Here is a 17,826-nt window from a genome sequence, read left to right as displayed (position 1 = left end):
CAAATAAGCATTTGCTGAAACGAAGGTGCTTTCGGGCGCAATCGGGCAGAAACAAACACACGGCATACCTCCGCTCGCGATCGGCTTCCCGGATGGTCCGGAAGCCGCGACACGCGATGGAGATGGAAATGTCGATACTGCATGATATCGGCCGGTTTGGCGCCGCTCTCCGCATGGCGCGCCGCAGCCGGCTGGCGATCCGCGAAATGAACGCGCTTCCGCCGGAACTTCAGAAGGACATCGGCTGGCCGGCCAGCCCTGAGTCCCGCATGGCGACGAACATCCGCAGCGTCTACCTGAAGACGCTGCGCTGAGCGGCCATTCACGGATCGCGGGATCGGATGAAGGTAGAGCGTCTTCCGGTTCCGCAAGTCCGCGGTCAGAACTTTCCCGTATTCCGGAACGCCTCGAAGGTGGCGCGTATATGGTCGGCGACCGCCTTGACCGGCGCGCTGGCGTCCGGCGACACGACCATTGCGAGATTGTAGGTGCCGATCTCAGGCATGCCGTCCTTGGCGCCAAGCTCGACCATATCGCTGCCGAGGAACGATTTCGGCAGGGGTGCGACCGCGAGATCCGCCTGGATCGCGGCGCGTTGCCCGGCGGTGTGGGCGCTCATATAGGCGACGCGGTAGTTGCGCCCCTCCCTGCCGAGGGCATCCAGCGCGTTGGCCCGCCAGGCACAGCCCTCTTCCCATAGAGACACTGGCAGAGGCTCGCGCATATGCGCGCAACCGCCCTTGGCGCCGGCCCAGACGATCGGCTCGGTGAGCAGCACTTCGGCGCCGAGCGCGCTGGTGCGGTAGGAATTGGTGAGCAGCGTGATGTCCAGCGCGCGGTCGTCCATGCGGCGGCGCAGATTGATGCTCTGATCGATGGTGACATCGACCGCGATCGACGGATGCGACTGCGCGAAGCGCTTCAGCACGTGCGGCAGCACCCGCTCGCCGTAGTCGTCCGGCGAACCGAGGCGCACCACGCCGACGATGTCGGGGATGATGAATTTCGACACTGCCTCGCGGTTGATGGCGAGCAGCCGCCGGGCATAGCCGAGCAGCATCTCGCCATCCGTGGTCAGAGTCACGGAGCGTGCATCACGTGTGAAGACAGAGCGGCCAAGGATATCCTCGAGCTTCTTGATCTGCATCGAAACGGCCGAGGGCGTACGGAACACTGCGGTGGCGGCAATGGTGAAGCTGCCCGTTTCGGCGATTGCCACAAAAGTGCGCAGCACGTCGAGATCGAGAAGTGGAAGCGGATGATTGAGCGGGGCGTTCATCAGCGGCAGTCCATTCAAAAAATCTGATCAGAAGCATCACTTCATTTCGTTTGATTGAACATCAGGATGGAGCGATAGTCAACACTATGGAAGGCGGCGAACTTGTCATCCTGACAATCGCCGCCGGACGAAGACCGGAAATCAAAGTTTGACGGATCGCGTGCCGGGTCAACCGGTCTGCGTCGGCGGTCCCGCTCTGCCCGAGCGCGGCCAAAATTGAAGGAGAACGACATGTCCATCTTTTCTGCCATCGGCCATCTGGCCCACGAATACAGCGTTGCCCGTGCCCGTTATCTGACCGAGCGCCAGGTCCGTGCCCTGCCGCAGGAGATCCAGAAGGATATCGGCTGGCCGGATGCCAGCGAGCGGCAGCCCTCCTCGCGCATCGCCCTCGGGTCCTGGGCCGGAGGCCGCTGATCGTGAGGTGTCCCATCTAGACCCGCCGTCATCATGACGGCGGGTTTTTGTTTTCAAGCCTGCCTCATCTCGACGCAGTCATGCTTGCCGCGCATGACGCATCTGAGCCAGCCGCATGGCTGATCTTCAACAGTGAAAACCGGCTGATTTTGCTTGGTTTTTCAAATTTCCGCCACCCGGCGTCGCGGCCCTGATGTCGCTTTTTATATTGAGCGCTTCGCTTTTATTGCTGCACTGCAAAGTGCAAATGCCTATATCAGCGGCATCAAACGAGATGCCCCACTCCTAAGACCTAGCGAAGGCACCCCGTGTAACCACTGCATGGAGCCGTGTCATGAACTTCTTCTCCCGCCTTTTCGGCCGCAACCGCGAAATGAACCTGACGACCGCCCTGGAGCGCCAGCGGCTCGATCGCACCATGCCCGGCCAGTCCGGCGCTATGGCCGCGTCCCGCCTTGGCTTCGTGGTCCGCTAAGCCGCCACCACAAATCCTGTCAATCGATCGAACCGCGTCGGCCTCGCCGGCGCGGTATTTGTTTGCGCCCGATATCCGCACTGATGCTCGCGCGCCGCGATGTCGCATTTTTTGCATCGCACGGCCGCCACTCCATTGACAGCAAGACGTTTTCCTGTTGAGCCTGTGCTGATAGCGACATTGATGTCGCATCCGCGTGAGGCTTGCTTGAACGCCGTCAAACATCCGCTGAAACGGTCGCTTGTCTTCTTTCTCATCCCCGATTTCACCATGATCGCCTTTGCAACGGCGCTTGAACCGCTGCGTTCGGCAAACCGGATGCTGGGCTACGAAGCCTACCGGTGGCGGCTGGCGAGTTATGATGGCAGGCCAGTCAACGCCTCCAACGGCGTCGAATGTGCCGTCAACACTTCGCTGGAGGAGGAACGGCGAAAAATGGCCGGCCCAGAGCGGCCGTCGATGGTGGTGGTCTGCAGCGGCATCAATGTCGAGAAATACCAGAACAAGTCGGCTTTCGCCTGGCTGCGCGAGGAATACAATCGCGGCGTCGCGATCGGCGGTCTGTGCACGGGAGCGCATGTGCTGGCGTCCGCCGGCCTTCTCTCCGGCAAGCGCTGCGCCATCCATTGGGAAAACCTGCCAGGTTTCTCCGAGGCTTTTCCGAAGGCCAATGTGTTTGCCGATCTCTTCGAGGTCGACCAGAATATCTACACCTGCGCCGGCGGCACCGCGGCGCTCGACATGATGCTGAAGCTGATCGGCGACGATTTCGACGACAACCTCGTCAACCGCGTCTGCGAGCAGGTCCTGACCGACCGCGTCCGCAGCCCGACGGACCGCCAGCGCCTGCCGCTACGCGCACGTCTCGGGGTGCAGAATGCAAAAGTGCTGTCGATCATCGAACTGATGGAAGCCAACCTTTCCGAGCCGCTGTCGCTGATCGAGATCGCCGACGACGTCGGCCTGTCGCGCCGCCAGATCGAACGGCTGTTCCGCACCGAGATGGGCCGCTCCCCCGCGCGCTACTATCTGGAGATCCGGCTCGACCGCGCCCGCCACCTGCTGATCCAGTCATCCATGCCGGTGGTAGAAGTCGCCGTCGCCTGCGGCTTCGTCTCCGCCTCGCATTTCTCCAAATGCTATCGCGAACTTTATGCACGGTCGCCACAGCAGGAACGTGTCGACCGCAAGCAGCTGCTCGCCGCATAGATCGGCTGGGCACGGGTGCCTGGGGCGTCCTTCGAGGCTCCCCGGGGAACATTTAGCTTTTCATTTTCAAGGTATTGCGGGCGAGCCTAGAAGGACGCACGATCAACCCGACAACCAGAAGCCGTCGACATCATTCCCGCTCGGCGGGCTGGCCAAGTACTGTCTCGATCACTTCCAGCACCGCGATGCTTTCGCGCAGTGGCATGATGCTCGACTGCGCCGCCCCTGCGCGCACCGCCTCCATGACGGCAGCCGCCTCGAACTGCAGGCCACCGCCGGGGAAACGAAAATGGCTGACCTTGCGGCCCGGCAGCGGCAACCGCGACAGAAATTTGCCCGCAAGGCCGGAATTGGGTCCCCTCGCCCCGATCAGCGGCAGCCCGCTCACTCGCCCCTCGAACAGCGTGATACGCTGCGCCTTGAGAAAAGGCGCCTCGATGCGGATCGCGCCTCGCTCGCCAAAGATCGAAAAGCTGTTCGAGCCGTCGCGGTCAAAGCCGCATGACAGTTCAGCCGTTGCGCCGGCAAAGGAGAGTTCGAAAAGGCAGCGCCGGTCGACGCCGCTGCGCGCCGCCCACCAGCGTCCGGAAAATTTCTCCGGCACACCAAGCAGTTGCACGGCAAGCGACAGCGGATAGACGCCGAGGTCGAGCGCCGAACCGCCGCCCAACGCCGGATCGAAGAACCGGTCACCCGAAATCTCCGGCTTGCGGTAGCAGAGTTCGGCCTCGATATGCGCGACCTCGCCGATGACACCGGACGCCAGCATGTCGCGGACTGCCGTGACCGCCGGCAGGAACCGCGTCCACAGCGCCTCCATGGCAAAGCACCGGTTGGTGCTTGCGAGGTCTGCTATGCGCGCCGCATCCCCGCTCGACGTCGCCAATGGCTTCTCGACCAGCACCGGCTTTCCGGCGCCGAGCGCCTCCAGTGCCTGCGAAGCGTGCAGCATGTTGGGCGTCGCCAGATACACCGCGTCGATCTCTGGATCGCCAAGCAGTGCCGCGAGCGTTGAGTGAAATCCTGCCGCCCCGCTCACCGCCATGAAATCTTGCGCGGCTTTCTCGCTGCGAGAACACACCGCGCCGATCTGCGCACCCTGCACATGGCGGAGATCGGCGGCGAGCTGACGCGCGATCACGCCGGTGCCGACGATGCCCCATGTGAACGGCCGCGCCGGATCAGTGTGTTGCGTGATCGGTTTTTCCTGCTGCATGGCGAGATCATACGCGGTCGCGCCTAAGAGAGGATTGACGGCAAGGGCCTGTTCTGGCGCACAATGCACACGGGCATCAACGCGCGTCCCACATGAACGAGCGATCCCGCCACATCTTCTCGCCGACCATGCAGTCGTAGCTTCGGACGTCCTGTGCCAGGATGACCGGCAATCCCTCGTCAGGGGGCGGCGGCTCAAAAGTGCCGGCCAGTTCGAGCACCAGCTTGCGCCGGATCGCCTCGGGAAACTGCTCCCAGTCATTGACCGGGATCATGAACGAACCCGGCCCGCCGATCACGCAATTGCTGTAATAATTGTCGAGATCCTTCACGTCGTAGACGCTGGTGAAGCCGCCGCTGGTCATCAGCGGCAGACCGTTGATGACGATGCCTTGCGCCACCACCGCGTCGCGCGCCAGCACGATCGGGCCGCCCTGGTTGTTGGGCCCGTCGCCGGAAATGTCGATCACCCGCTTCATCCCGCGGAACTGGCTTTCGGCGAACAGATCCGAACCGAATTCAAGCGCCCCCGAGATCGAGGTGCGGCGGGCGCTGTTCGGCGGATTGGCGCCAAGCTGCTCGGCGACACGCTCGGCGTCGGTACGCGACGCGATCACCGTCCACGGCACGATGAGGTGCTGCGAGGTTGCGCCGGCCCATTCGAAATAGGTCACGGCGATCTTGCCGTAGGCGCCCTCGGCGATCGCCTGGATCACGCGCTCGTCGGTGAGCGCCGCGGCATAGCCGTGGCGCTGGATTTCCAGTTCCTGCGGCGACATGGAAAGCGACACGTCGACTGCCAGCACCAGCTCAACGTCGACCCTTTCCTGGGCTTGCACAGGACCCGCAAATAAGCCGCCGAGAAGCATGGCGGCGATGGCGAGAATCTGTCCGGTGCGCGAGGAACGAGACATGACGCAAGGTTACGCGAAAGCTGCGCCTTGAAAAGAAAGGCCGGAGAAAATCCCCCCGCCGTGGCCTTCACAATTTCGCGACTAGTCGTTCCTACTGTTACTTGCGGATACGCCAGCCGCCTTTGCCTCGCCACTCGATTTCCTCGGCTTCCGCGCTGGCAATGGCGGGTTTGAGTTGCCTTTTTGGCTTGCCGCTTCCGCAGAACGCCCGCCAGTTCGGCCTGAAGGGGGGCGGCAGCCACACGAAGAAGCCCGCTGCCGCCGCAGCCAGCATGACCGGGAAGCGAAGAGCCGAAAGCATCAGCCCGCAGGCGCCAACGATTTTTGTCGCGCGCTGCGGCCCAAGATGCGGTTGCAGGAGTTCCCGGGCGATGATGCCGCCGTCCAGCGGAAAAGCAGGCAGAAGATTGAGGACGCCAAGTGCCAGGTTGACCAGCGCGCCCAGCCATAAGGTCCACTGCAGGAAGCTCGACCGCAGCGGCGGTGGCGTGAAGAACCCACCGTCATAGGGAAGAGGATCGGAGAAAGCCCAAAAGGCCAGGTAGCCCGCCAGGAACAGCCCGCCCAAAACAAGATTCACAAAAGGGCCGGCGAAAATGATCCATATCCAGGAATTGGGTTGCCGCGAGGTCGGCTTGAAGAAAATCCAGCCCCCGAACAGATACAGTTCAATGCGATCCGCATCGACGCCACGTGATCGGGCAGCCCACATATGTGCCAGTTCGTGAAAAAACACCGCTGAAAACAGCAACACTCCCACGATAGCGGTATGAATGAGCGCACCCAACGGCCGCTCCGGCCACTCGAACAGAAATGGCAGCACGATCGGCACGGCAAACGTCCAGTGGATACGCACGGGAACATCGCCGCCGAGCCGGAACGTTAGCGACTCATTCTTTCTGTCCCACCAAAGCATAGGCACACGCGTTCCCCCGTAGCGCGCCGTGACGGGACGGACATTCGCCGATCAGGGTCGGGTTGGCCAGCTTGCCAGGAACATTATTTACGGCGGATCACCGACCTGGAACTGACCCTCAGCTCCGCGGCTTCGAATTCTCCGGGTCATACAGCGGCTTGTAGCCGACGCCGGCCACCTCCACCGGATAAGTCTCACCGAAATACTCGACCGTCAGCTTGCGACCTTCCTGGCAATACGCCCATGGCAGATAGGCGAGCGCGATGTTCTTGCCGATGGTCGGGCCGTAGGCGACGGAAGTGGTGAAGGAGCGGCGGCCGAGTTCGTCGACCAGCGTCTCACCGGTTTCCGGGTCCATCACCGGCATGGTGCCGACGGGATAGCGGGCCACCCCCTTGGAATCGACGTTCTCCGTCATCACCAGTGTGCACAGCATCGCCGGCTGGTTTTTTCGCGCACGATACTCTTCATGCCTGGCCTTGCCGACAAAATCCGCCTCCTTGACCTTCGGGCGGGCGAGGTCGGCCTCCAGCAGATTATATTCAGTCAGCAGGTCGGCATTCTGCAGGCGCAGGCTCTTTTCCATGCGCCGCGTGTTGGCATAGGTCTCGACGCCGAATGGCATGACGCCGGTCGAGCGCAGTGCGTCCCAGACGGCCAGCCCGTCCTCATAGCGCATGTGCAGTTCCCAGCCCTGCTCGCCGACATAGGAGATGCGGAAGGCGGTGACATCCTTGCCGCCGATTTTGATGGGCTTGATGGAAGCGAAGGCAAAATTCTCGGGCGTCAAGCCTTCAGGGTTCTCGACGACCTTCTGCAGATTTGTCCGCGCATTCGGCCCCCAGATGCCAATGGTGACGTATTTTTCCGTCACATCGGTGATAGTGACGTCGAACCCTTTGTCCTCGGCGACCCTGCGCATGTAGTGGAAGTCGCGCGGCCCGGCGTCGGCGCCGTCGACCAAGCGGCAGCGGTCGGCCATGCGGATCACCGTGAAGTCGGCGCGCACCATGCCCGCCTCGTCGAGGAAATGGGTGTAGATGCCTTTTCCGATATTGGCGTCGCCGCCGATCTTGGCCGCGCACAGCCACTCCAGCAGCGCGACATGGTCCGGCCCTTCAATGTCGACCATCGCAAAATGCGAGAGGTTCACAATGCCGCAATCCTCGCTCATGGCGAGGTGCTCGGCATTCGAGACGCGCCAGAAATGCCTGGCATCCCATTCGTTCTCGCGCACGGGAACGCGGTTGCCGTATTTTTCGAGCAGGTGCTCGTTGGCGGCGTAGCCATGGGCGCGTTCCCAGCCGCCCAGTTCCATGAAATAACCGCCAAGTTCCTTTTCGCGCTCCCAGAACGGCGAGCGGCGGATGTTGCGGCCCTTCGAGAACGGCTCGCGCGGATGGACGGCGGGGTTGTAGACCTTCATCGCCGTCTCGGTGCAGCGGTCCCAGATGAACTGCTCTTTCGTCTGGTGCGGATAGAAGCGGGCATAGTCGATCTGGTGATGGTCGATTTCGGTGCGCCCATCGGTCATCCAGTCGGCCATCAGCTTGCCCATGCCGGGGCCGTCCTTGACCCATATGGCGACGGCGTACCACAGACCCCTCACCTTCTGGCTCTCGCCCATCGAGGGGCCGCCATCGGCCGTCACCTGCAGCAGGCCGTTGAAGGAGTGGCTTTCATTGTAGCCGAGTTCGCCGAGGATCGGCGTCAGTTCCATGGCGCGTTCGAGGGGCGCGAGGATCTGGTCCATGTCGAGGTCGCGCTGCGACGGAGACAGGCGCGACTGGTGCTTTTCCAAGATGTCGCGCGGGTGGCAGAGGCGCGGATTGGTCTCCTCGTAATAGCCCCACTCGATCTGCCCGCCTTCCGCCGTCTTCGGGTCGCCAGTGTCGCGCATGTAGGCGGAGTTGCCCTGGTCGCGCAGCAGCGGCCAGCCTATCTCCTTGCCGGTGCCGGCGAATTCCGTGTACGGGCCGAAGAAGGTCAGCGGATGGTCGATCGGCATGACCGGCAGATCCTCGCCCGCCATTTCCGCAATCAGCCGACCCCAGATGCCCGCGCAGACCACCACATAGTCGGCATGAATGGTGCCGCGGTCGGTGACCACGCCCTTGATGCGTCCGTTCTCGATGATAAGAGATTTTGCCGCCGTGTTGGCGAAGGCTTTCAGCTTGCCAGAGGCCTCCGCCTGGTCGACCAGCTTGCCGGCCACCGTCTGCGAGCGCGGAATGACGAGGCCGGCGTCGGGATCCCACAGCCCCCCCTGCACCATGTGTTCCTCGATCAGCGGAAACTTTTCCTTGATCTCGGCCGGTTCGATCATCCGGGCGCGTGTGCCGAACGCCTTTGCCGAGGCGATCTTGCGCTTGATCTCCTCCATGCGGCTGTCGTCGCCGACGCGCGCCACCTCGAGGCCGCCGATGCGCGCGTAGTGGCCCATCTTCTCGTAGAAATCGATAGAATAGAGCGTGGTCCAGCAGGACAGAAAATCGTGGCTGGTCGTATAGCAGAAATCCGACGCATGGGCCGTCGAGCCGATGTCGGTCGGGATTCCCGACTTGTCGATGCCGACGATGTCGTCCCAGCCGCGCTCGATCAGGTGATGGGCGATCGAGGCTCCGACGATGCCGCCCAGCCCGATGACGACGACCTTAGCCTTTGCCGGAAACTCTGCCATTGCTCGCGACCCTGGAGTGGATTTTCGCGCACACTATAGGGTGCGGCGAGCCAATTGCAGCCTGTTTGCGACATCGCAAAAGGGAGCGACGACCAGATACCAGCCGGACAACTCGGGCGGCACTCCTGCAGCGTCGAACCGAACCTCACCACATCCGACGATTGCGCGCGAACGGCATTTGGCTCACTGTATTGCAAGTATCCAGGGTCCGACAGCGATGAAAATCCACCAGGTCATCGGGAAGCGAGAAAATGCAGGGGGACCTTAACCTTCTCCGCTGGCGGCCCAGGCGGCCTGCCCGACGAACAGGTCAAAGTCACGGAAGATCAGTGCAGTTCGATCAGTGGGAAAATCTCGTCAAACACCGGCAAAATGCGGGAGATGCATCATGAAGGAAATAGACTGCATGCTGAAGCTCGCCGAGGATGCGGACTGGAAATCGCAGGACCGCACCGTCGAAATGTCCGTGGTGAGCGGCAAGGGGCGTCACCAAGGCACCTGGCGAATGATCCGCGACGCCCGCGACCCACGCATCTCCGTCGGAACGACGGATGGCCGATGGATCAACCATTCGCTGAGCGATACAGACTGGACGATGACGTTCATACCAAGCAGCGACACCATCGTCCTGTTCGAACTCTTCAATGTCGGGTCGGATCCGCTTGAAAACATCGGCTGCGGGAAAAGCCGCGGGGGCGACGGCTGGCGCCAGGGGCCGCCCAACGCCGACATCAACTACGCGCTGAGTTTCGGCTGCATATAACGGACCGCCGGGCCCTATGAGAACGCCCACACGTCCTCGGCATAGAGCCCGACCTGGTATCCCGCTGTCTTGAGCTTCAGCACGACCTTGCCGATGTCCTCGGCAGTCAGCGCGCCGATCTCGATCTTGACCATGCCGGGCCGGTACCGTTCGATGTCGAGCTGATCGAATACCTGCCAGTCGGCGCCCTCGCAGTCGACAAGAAACGCATCGATGTGCTCGATCCCGTTGCGGTCGAGTAGCGATTGAAGCGTGGCGCCCGGCACCTCGATCGACTTGAGATAGGGTTCGAATTTCTGGAAATTCTTGTCCTGTTCGCCCCAGGCATTGCTGCCCGACATCAGGTTGGTGTCACTAATCGACGAGCAGCCGATGAATTCGAGTGGCAGCGTTCCGGCCTCGAGTGCCGCCGCATCGAAAGTCTTGATGGTGATCGGCCCGCTGGTTTTCGTCACCGCCACCGGCTCGATGATAAAACGCTGCTCGTCCGGGTAGTTGGCGCGCAGCCGCTTCTGGTTGTAGGGGATCGGCTCGACCAGCATGGCGCGCGAGCCCTTGATGCGGTGCAGCCACGGCGTCACGTCGTCGAACAGCTTTCCGTCGCAGGCGCCGACATTGACCATCTGGAACGGCTGGCCGCCGCCCATCCGCGCCCGCATCGCCGCCTGCGCCAGGAAGCGCGTGCCTCTCAGCGGCGCCCCGCGATCCAATATTCCGACCGGCAGAACCAGCGACAGGAAGACGCGCAGGAATTCGATGAATTGCGAGGCTTCCCCACCGTCCATGATATCAGTTCCTTGCTTTCACAATGTCGAAGCGCGGCTTCCAGATCGTCACCAGCAGGATGGCGATGCCGAGGATGAAGACGTGGTAGAAGCGGTCGTCCGGCAGCGGGAAGCTGGCGAACTTGCCGAGCGTGCCGATCATCAGCGCGAAGATCAGGCCGTTCTGCCGGTTGGTGATCGGCTTGCCGTAGCGGTTGAGCAAGGCCCAGCCCGCCGCAAACAGCGCCAGGATCGCCGGCCAGTCGCTGTTGATCAGTGCAACCACGACGCCGCGCACATAACCCTTCAGCATGGTCACCAGCGAGAAGTCGGGGTGGAAGTCGATCATCGAGTTCTGGATCTGTACGCAAGAGAAGTAGAAATGCGCCCACCAACCCGGGTGGTGTCCGTATTTCGAGATCAGCATGCAGCCGACGAAAGCCGCGACGAAGGTCAGGAGCAGCGGCAGGATACGCCAGCCGAAGATCACAGCCGTCACCAGCATGGCGAAGATCAGGATGAGATTGTCAGGCCGCACGAAGACGCTGAGGAACAGCAGCACGCAGGCCAGCGTGTCGCGGCCGCGCATGAAGGCGTAGAGCGCTGCGATCGACACCAACGACAGCAGCATGTCCGGCACCACCGCCGACGTCATCTGCGCCTGGTCCGCCAGCATCAGCAGCGGCGCCAGGATGAAGCCGCCTTGCAGCGCATCCTCGCGCCACAGCCAGTAAAGGAGCATGCCGCCGACCAGCAGCGACGGGATGACCGACAGCAGGATCGACGCCATACCCGCGCCGAAGATCGGCTCCAGCGCGCGGATCGCCCAGATATAACCGACCTTCACGCGATACATCGACAGCTGCGACTGGAAGTCGACCGGGTTCTCCCATTGATGCTTGTTGTAGGGGTTTCCGTACTGGATCTCGTAGAGCTGCGCCGGCCGCGCGCCCTTCTCGATCTCGTTCCAGGTGGCGGTATGCAGTTCCACCGGGTCCTGGTAGCGGTCCTCAAGCGCGGTCGCCACATAGGCGACCATGTCCCAGTTGTAGTCGGGCTTGACCAGCGCGTAGAGCGCGATCACCACGCAGACAATGACGAAGAACGCCGCGCCCAGCCGGTCGAGCAGGGTGCGGTTCGTCGTGGCGTTGGCGATGCCCTTGCCGACACCTGTATCCAGCGCCCATTCGATCGGCGCGCGTTCGATCTTCATCAACATCTGCCCTACCCCTGATTACCCCGGCAGCGCCCCCACGCTGCCGCGACCTCTGCGGTCAGCCCATCTGGCTCTTCACGAAGTCCTTGACGATCGAAACGATGCCACGCGACAGCAGGCTGTCCAGCGCATCGACGAAGCGATCGACATGCTCGCGCTGGCAGATCAGCGGCGGCTCAAGCCTGATGACGTTGCGGTTGTATTCGGTGAAGGCGACCAGCACGTCATAGTCGCGCAGCAGCAGCGCCCCGACGAAACCCGACAGCGAGCCCTTCAGCTTGTCGTCCAGCACGCTCACCACCGGGCGCAGCACCATCGGCAGCGTCTGCGAGAAATCGTGGAACTCCAGCCCGATCATAAGGCCCTGGCCGCGCACGTCCTTGATGATCTTGGGGTACTTCGCCTGCACTCCCTGCAGCCGCTCCAGCAGGTAGGCGCCGGTCTCGGCCGCATTGTCGATCAGGTGCTCGTCGTAAAGCACGTTGAGCGCCTCGATTGCCGTCACGCAGGCCTCGCCGATGCCGCCGAACGTCGCCATCGCGTGGATCATCGCCGTCTTCGGCGTGCCGTAGGCCTTCATGTAGACGTCGCGCTTGGCGATCATCGCGCCGACCGCCGCCTTGCCGCCGCCGAGCGACTTCGCCAGCGCCGTCACGTCCGGCACGACGCCGTAGTGCTCGAAGGCGTAGAAGCGGCCGGAGCGGCCGTATCCGCACTGCACTTCGTCGGCGACCCACAGCACGCCGTACTGGTCGCAGAGCGCCCGCAGCTTCGTCCAGAATTCCGCCGGTGCCTGCACGATGCCGCCGCCGCCCTGGATGGTCTCAAGAACGATCACGCCGATCTCCGGATCGGTGCGGAACGCCCGCTCGATCGCGTTGATGTCGCCGAAAGGCACCTTCACCGTGTTGTCCGTCATCTTGAAATCGGCGCGGTAGAGAGCACCGTCGGTGATGGCCAGCACGCCCTTGGTCTTGCCGTGGAAGGAGTTTTCCGCATAGACGATCTTCGGCCGCTTCGGCCCGGCGGCGCGCTCGGCCACCTTGATCGCCGCTTCCATGGCTTCCGAACCGGACGAGCCGAGGAACACCATATCGAGGTCGCCCGGCGAGCATTTCGCCAGATTGTGGGCCAGGGCTGCCGCATATTGCGACATGAAGGCGATGGCGATCTCCTGCCGCTTCTCCTCCTGAAACTTTTTCCGCGCTTCGAGGATCTTCGGGTGGTTGTGGCCGAAGGCCAGCGAGCCGAACCCGCCGAAGAAGTCGAGGATCTTCCGGCCGTTCTGGTCGATGTAATACATCCCCTCGGCGCGTTCGATCTTGATCTTGTGAAAGCCCAGCAGCTTCATGAAATGCAGTTGGCCGGGATTGAGGTGGGTCTTGAACAGATCGGTCAGCCGCGCGACGTCCATCGCCTTGGCTTCCTCTACCGTGATCAGGTTCGGCTTCGGAATGCTGCCGTGCGCGAGCGCGGGGGCGTGGATCGTCGGGCGCATGGCCATCTGAGGCTTTGTCATGACATTCATTACAATCTCCTATTCGGCCGGAACGTGGGACGCGGAAGGCACGCGGCCTTCCTTCTTGGCGCGGTATTCGGTGTAGGCGGCAATCAGCATGTCCTCGTCGCGGTACTGCGGCACCCAGCCGAGCTGGCGCTTGCCCTTGGACACGTCGAGCACGCATTCCTCGTCGGCGATCAGGTACTGCTCCGGGTCCATGATCGGCATGTTCATCCAGTCGAGCAGGTCGAGCGTGCGTTTCACCGCCCATCCCGGCGTCGGGATCAGCAGCGACTTCGATCCGGCATGCTTGACAAGGTCGCCGAGCAGCTTCCGCACCGGCGGCGGGTTGAGCGAGCCGAGGTTGTAGGCTTCGTTCGGCACGCCGGCCTTATAGGCGGCGCGTGCAGCCTCGGCGCAGTCGAACACCGAGATGAACTGGTAGGGGTTCTTGCCCGAGCCGATCATCGGCACCGGCAGGTTCATGTCGATCAGCTTGAACAGCTTTTCGAGAATGCCCAAGCGTCCGGGCCCGATGATGAGACGCGGCCTGAACAGCGAGATGTTCATCCCGCGCTTGCGCCAGTCAGCGGCAAGCTCCTCGGTCTTCCACTTCGACAGGCCGTATTCGCCGAGCGGCGCGACCGGATGCTCCTCGGTCATCGGATAGGTGACTGTGTGGCCGTAGATCATGTCCGTGGTGAAATGCACCAGCTTTGGTGCACCCGCCTTGTCCATGGCCTGGATGATGTGCTCGGTGCCGTGGAAATTCACCGGGAAGAAAAAATCGTGGCGCTTGGCGCGTACCTGGATTGGCGACAGCATCTTGGCCGAAAGGTTGTACACCATGTCGTCGGCCTTGATGCCGACGCCAGCCACCGATGCCGGATCGGTCACGTCGCAGCGCACATATTGTGCCTGACGGTAATGCGGCAGATCGCTCTTGACGATGTCGGCGACGATGACCTCGTGGCCGTCGGCAAGGAGTTTGGGGGCAAGGTGACGGCCGACGAAACCGTCGCCGCCGAAGATAATGTGTCTCATTTTGAGATCTCGCTGGTTTGCAGGGATGCAGAAGCAACCTTCGTGCCGTCTTCGTGGCTGTCACGCCCGCTCTGCGCGATGAGCACCGTGCCGACGCAGATGAAAGCGATGCCGGCGATGCGCCAGGCGTTCAGATCCTCGTGGAACAGGAAATAGGCGAACACCGCGACGGCCACATAGGCCAGGCTGAGGAACGGATAGGCGAAGGACAACTCCACCTTCGACAGCACATAGAGATGCGATGCCATCGAGATGACGAAAGTGCAGAGTCCGAGGAACACCCATGGGCTGAAGACGATCTGCAGGATCTTGATGATCGGGTTGGCGCCCTCGAACGAAATCGACCCCAGGCTCATCATGCCGTGCTTCAGCATCAGCTGCGCGGCCGCGTTGGTCAGCACCGTGAAGAGGATGAAAGGCAGGTATTTCATATCACTCGCTCTCGTTGTCCCGGTTCTAACTGCAACCCGGAAATATCCCGTGAAACCGGGCGCGGCATTTGATTAAACTTTTACGCGTGCCGACTTTTCGTGGCCGGCTATTCGGCAGCCTTCGCCACGCTCCAGTCGCGCGACTTCAGCCGCATCGCGGTCCTGGCCCAGAAGCTCGACAGGAAGGCCGGATCGCGCATCAATTCGAGCCGCTGCCAGTCCGGAAAGGAGGCGCCGAAGGTGGCGGCGGACATGCGCGCATCCTTGTAGGGATTGACCGCGCCCCCTGCCGCGACGGTGATGGCGTCGAGTTCCTTGAGCAATGCCAGCGTGCGCGCGCCGCGGTTCGGAAAATCCAGCGTCAGCGTGTAGCCCGGCCGCGGGAAGGACAGCATCGCTGGCGAGCGGAGTGTGCCAAAACGCTTCAACACGGTGAGGAAAGAGCCCTGCCCCGCCTCGCGCGCCGCATGCAGCAGCACCGGCACGGTTTCGCGCGCCGCCTCGAAAGGCACGACGCTCTGGTGCTGGAACAGGCCCTTGGGACCATAGAGCCGGTTCCAGTTCGCCACCCCGTCGAGCGGAAAGAAGAAACCCTGGTAGCCGGTGGTGTGCGGACCCTGGTCGCGCCCACGCTTCCAGCGGTAGGCCGCATTGAACGCGGTCAGGAATGGCCGGTTGAGCACGTTGATCGGCGGCTGGAACGGCACCGAAAGCCGCCGCCCGCCCTGGCCGGCCTGACGAGATCCGTTCTCCGCATGGTTGCCGGTGAGCAGCAATCCCCGCCCTGCCCGCTTGCCGCCGGCAAGCTGGTCGATCCATGCGACCGCATATTCGTTGGCGTCGTCCGCGGCCTCGGCGCGGTCGAAATATTCGGGCAACCCGGAGAATGGCGTCACCGTCTCGCTCACGTCGAGCGAGGGTACGCGCATCAGCCGGAGCGATGCCGACAGGATGATGCCGGTCAGCCCCATGCCGCCGATCGTCGCCTGGAACAGGCGCGCATTCGACGCCGGAGAGCAGGTGTAGGTCTTGCCGTCGGACTTCAGCAGTTCGATCTGCTCGACGTGGCAGCCGAACGTGCCGCGCCGGTGATGGTTCTTGCCATGCACGTCATTGGCGATCGCCCCGCCCAGCGTCACGAACTGCGTGCCCGGCACCACCGGCGGAAAGAAACCGTGTGGCGCCGCGTGCGCGATGATGTCGGAAAGCAGAATTCCGGCTTCCGCCGTAAACAGGCCGCTCTCGGTATCGAAACCGATCACCCGTTTCATCGAGCGCATGTCGGCCAGGATGCCGTCCTGTGCCTGGCAACTGTCGCCATAGGATCGGCCATTGCCGTAGGGCAGGATCATGTCCGCCAGGGCCTGCCCGCTCTTCATCAGCGCGATCGCCTCGGCCGCATCCATGGTTCGCTGGGTCGGCGGCGTCACGCGGCCGAAGCTTCCGTGCGATGCGTCCATCAGAGCAGACCCGCCAGCACCAGCATGATCGCGCCCGCCGCAACCACGACCTGGCTGCGCCAGTCGCGCACGATGAACACCACCGGGTCGTCATGCAGTTCGTCGCGCCGCGCCAGAATCCAGATGCGCATGGTGAGGTAGAGCACGGTCGGCGCCAGCGGCCACACCATCCACGGATGCGAATAGAGTTCGCGCACCGCCGAACTGTCGATGTAGAGCGCCAGCACCAGCGCCGACGAGAAGGCAGACGCCATGCCGGCCTGCGCGATGATCTCCTGGTCTTCCGTCCGGTAGCCGCGCCCGGCGATACGCTCGCCCGGCACCAGCACGGAAGAGCGCAACTCGACGTAGCGCTTCACCAGCGCCAGCGACAGGAAGAAGAAGGTGGAGAAGGCGAGCAGCCAGAACGACACGTCGATACCGGTCGCGGCCGCGCCTGCGAGGATGCGCGTGGTGTAAAGGCCGGCCAGCATCAGGACGTCCAGCAGCAGCATGCGCTTGATCGACAGCGAATAGGCGGTCGTGGCCAAAAGATATCCGCAAAGCACACCCAGGAAAAGCAACGGCAGGAAAGCCGCGACCGCGAAGCTAAGCAGCAGCAGCACCGCGACCGAGGCGATGCCGAAGCGCATCGACAGCAGCCCGCTGGCGAAGGGCCGGTTGCGCTTGGTCGGGTGGCGGCGGTCGAGCGCCAGGTCGAAGAAGTCGTTGACGATGTAGATCGCCGATGCCGCCGCGCTGAAGGAGATGAAGGCCAGGATGCAGTCGATCAGCATGCCGAGATTGAAATATTCGTGGGAGAGCACGACCGGCACGGCGATCAGCCCGTTCTTCAACCACTGATGCACGCGCAGCATCTTGAGGACGGTTTTCACCGTCGGTTTCGGCGTCTCGATCAGTTCGCAGCCGTGCTTGGCCTGCCAGCGCGCCGCGCTGCGGTCGGGCGCCACCACGCTCGCCTCGCGCGCCGCCTCGAATATTGCGAGGTCGTGCCGGCTGTTGCCGAAATAGTCAAAGCCGGCATCGCCATAGGCGGCAACCAGCGCCGCGGTCTTGCGCTTCGAGGTCAGGTTTTCCGCGCCGTCGGTGGCGAGCACCGCGTCGAAGATGCCGAGATGTTTTGCGATGGCCTCGGCGAATTTGCGCGGCGTGCCGGTCGCCAGCACCAGCCGTCGTCCGCTCGCCTGTTCGGCGTGCAGCCGCTCCATGACTTCCTTGCGGTAGGGCAGCGCCGCCGGGTCGATGTCGACGCGCTTGGCGATCTCCATCTTCAACGTCGCCGGACCCTTCGCCAGCCAGAACGGCACGAGGAACAAAAGCAGCGGGTTCTGCCGTAGCAGCAGGAACAGGCCTTCCCACAGAAGGTCCGTCGCGATCAGCGTGCCGTCGAGATCGACCGCCAAAGGCACCGCATTCTTGTCGGACCGCGCATCCATCGAGGCTGTTTCCGCAATTGCCGCGACGCACCCCAATGAGCGCCGTGGTCCGGCTATAAGCGTGGGACCGATTAGGCCGCGTTAATACCGCGTCCAGCTTACGCAC

Annotated in this window: 18 protein-coding genes; 5 read left to right on the top strand and 13 right to left on the bottom strand. The window is 62.8% G+C overall.

Going from position 1 to position 17,826, the window contains the following annotated elements; genetic code table 11:
• Positions 1–128: 128 nt before the first annotated feature.
• Positions 129–314 (top strand): hypothetical protein, encoded by a 186-nt coding sequence (locus ACSBOB_RS15885; protein WP_442583346.1) that lies wholly within the window; start codon positions 129–131, stop codon positions 312–314.
• A gap of 65 nt (positions 315–379) precedes the next feature.
• Here the strand turns inward: ACSBOB_RS15885 and ACSBOB_RS15880 are convergent, their stop codons facing one another.
• Both ACSBOB_RS15880 and ACSBOB_RS15875 read right to left on the bottom strand, forming a co-directional pair.
• Positions 380–1,279, bottom strand: a complete 900-nt coding sequence (locus tag ACSBOB_RS15880) for a LysR substrate-binding domain-containing protein (RefSeq protein ID WP_442583345.1) — start codon at positions 1,277–1,279, stop codon at positions 380–382.
• Between the two features lie 41 nt (positions 1,280–1,320).
• Entirely contained in the window at positions 1,321–1,518 is a 198-nt protein-coding gene (locus ACSBOB_RS15875; RefSeq protein ID WP_442583344.1) for a hypothetical protein, read from the bottom strand.
• On the opposite strand from ACSBOB_RS15875, the gene ACSBOB_RS15870 reads away from it, so the two are divergent.
• The 3 genes from ACSBOB_RS15870 (at position 1,511) to ACSBOB_RS15860 (ending at position 3,380) form a co-directional block, all read left to right on the top strand.
• Complete coding sequence (locus tag ACSBOB_RS15870) at positions 1,511–1,696, top strand: hypothetical protein (protein WP_442583343.1); 186 nt, start codon at positions 1,511–1,513, stop codon at positions 1,694–1,696. The genes ACSBOB_RS15875 and ACSBOB_RS15870 overlap by 8 nt on opposite strands.
• Before the next feature lie 334 nt (positions 1,697–2,030).
• Positions 2,031–2,171, top strand: coding sequence for a hypothetical protein (locus ACSBOB_RS15865; protein WP_442583342.1), 141 nt, complete (start codon positions 2,031–2,033; stop codon positions 2,169–2,171).
• A gap of 270 nt (positions 2,172–2,441) precedes the next feature.
• Positions 2,442–3,380, top strand: a complete 939-nt coding sequence (locus tag ACSBOB_RS15860; RefSeq protein ID WP_442583745.1) for a GlxA family transcriptional regulator — start codon at positions 2,442–2,444, stop codon at positions 3,378–3,380.
• Between the two features lie 130 nt (positions 3,381–3,510).
• On the opposite strand, the gene ACSBOB_RS15855 is transcribed toward ACSBOB_RS15860, so the two are convergent.
• From ACSBOB_RS15855 to ACSBOB_RS15840, 4 genes are all read right to left on the bottom strand, one after another.
• Complete coding sequence (locus ACSBOB_RS15855; RefSeq protein ID WP_442583341.1) at positions 3,511–4,596, bottom strand: Gfo/Idh/MocA family protein; 1,086 nt, start codon at positions 4,594–4,596, stop codon at positions 3,511–3,513.
• A gap of 76 nt (positions 4,597–4,672) precedes the next feature.
• Positions 4,673–5,509, bottom strand: a complete 837-nt coding sequence (locus ACSBOB_RS15850; protein ID WP_442583340.1) for a DUF1194 domain-containing protein — start codon at positions 5,507–5,509, stop codon at positions 4,673–4,675.
• 97 nt (positions 5,510–5,606) lie between these two features.
• Complete coding sequence (locus ACSBOB_RS15845) at positions 5,607–6,425, bottom strand: site-2 protease family protein (protein WP_442583339.1); 819 nt, start codon at positions 6,423–6,425, stop codon at positions 5,607–5,609.
• A gap of 118 nt (positions 6,426–6,543) precedes the next feature.
• Entirely contained in the window at positions 6,544–9,105 is a 2,562-nt protein-coding gene (locus tag ACSBOB_RS15840; RefSeq protein WP_442583338.1) for a GcvT family protein, read from the bottom strand.
• Positions 9,106–9,493: 388 nt separating this feature from the next.
• Between ACSBOB_RS15840 and ACSBOB_RS15835 the strand changes: the two genes are divergently transcribed.
• Positions 9,494–9,868 (top strand): hypothetical protein, encoded by a 375-nt coding sequence (locus ACSBOB_RS15835; RefSeq protein WP_442583337.1) that lies wholly within the window; start codon positions 9,494–9,496, stop codon positions 9,866–9,868.
• Positions 9,869–9,882: 14 nt separating this feature from the next.
• Here ACSBOB_RS15835 and ACSBOB_RS15830 read toward each other — a convergent pair whose 3' ends face one another.
• The 7 genes from ACSBOB_RS15830 to ACSBOB_RS15800 all read right to left on the bottom strand — a co-directional run bounded on the left by ACSBOB_RS15830 (position 9,883) and on the right by ACSBOB_RS15800 (position 17,720).
• A complete protein-coding gene (locus ACSBOB_RS15830; protein WP_442583336.1) occupies positions 9,883–10,653 on the bottom strand; it encodes an FkbM family methyltransferase in 771 nt (256 codons plus the stop codon).
• A 4-nt stretch (positions 10,654–10,657) separates the two neighbouring features.
• Positions 10,658–11,845 carry a hypothetical protein gene (locus tag ACSBOB_RS15825; RefSeq protein ID WP_442583335.1) on the bottom strand — a complete coding sequence of 396 codons (1,188 nt, stop codon included), beginning with the start codon at positions 11,843–11,845 and terminating at the stop codon, positions 10,658–10,660.
• Positions 11,846–11,906: 61 nt separating this feature from the next.
• Entirely contained in the window at positions 11,907–13,346 is a 1,440-nt protein-coding gene (locus tag ACSBOB_RS15820; RefSeq protein ID WP_442583744.1) for an aspartate aminotransferase family protein, read from the bottom strand.
• 39 nt (positions 13,347–13,385) lie between these two features.
• Positions 13,386–14,393, bottom strand: a complete 1,008-nt coding sequence (locus tag ACSBOB_RS15815) for an NAD-dependent epimerase/dehydratase family protein (RefSeq protein ID WP_442583334.1) — start codon at positions 14,391–14,393, stop codon at positions 13,386–13,388.
• Positions 14,390–14,824 carry an EamA family transporter gene (locus ACSBOB_RS15810; protein WP_442583333.1) on the bottom strand — a complete coding sequence of 145 codons (435 nt, stop codon included), beginning with the start codon at positions 14,822–14,824 and terminating at the stop codon, positions 14,390–14,392. Before ACSBOB_RS15810 ends, ACSBOB_RS15815 begins: the two co-directional genes overlap by 4 nt.
• A 107-nt stretch (positions 14,825–14,931) precedes the next feature.
• Entirely contained in the window at positions 14,932–16,284 is a 1,353-nt protein-coding gene (locus ACSBOB_RS15805) for an FAD-binding oxidoreductase (protein WP_442583332.1), read from the bottom strand.
• Positions 16,284–17,720 carry a UbiA family prenyltransferase gene (locus ACSBOB_RS15800; RefSeq protein ID WP_442583331.1) on the bottom strand — a complete coding sequence of 479 codons (1,437 nt, stop codon included), beginning with the start codon at positions 17,718–17,720 and terminating at the stop codon, positions 16,284–16,286. The genes ACSBOB_RS15805 and ACSBOB_RS15800 overlap by 1 nt, the downstream gene beginning before the upstream one ends.
• Positions 17,721–17,826 lie beyond the last annotated feature (106 nt).

Source organism: Mesorhizobium sp. KACC 23794 (assembly GCF_052180275.1).
Classification (GTDB): domain Bacteria; phylum Pseudomonadota; class Alphaproteobacteria; order Rhizobiales; family Rhizobiaceae; genus Kumtagia.
This window is presented reverse-complemented; position numbering and strand designations above follow the sequence as displayed.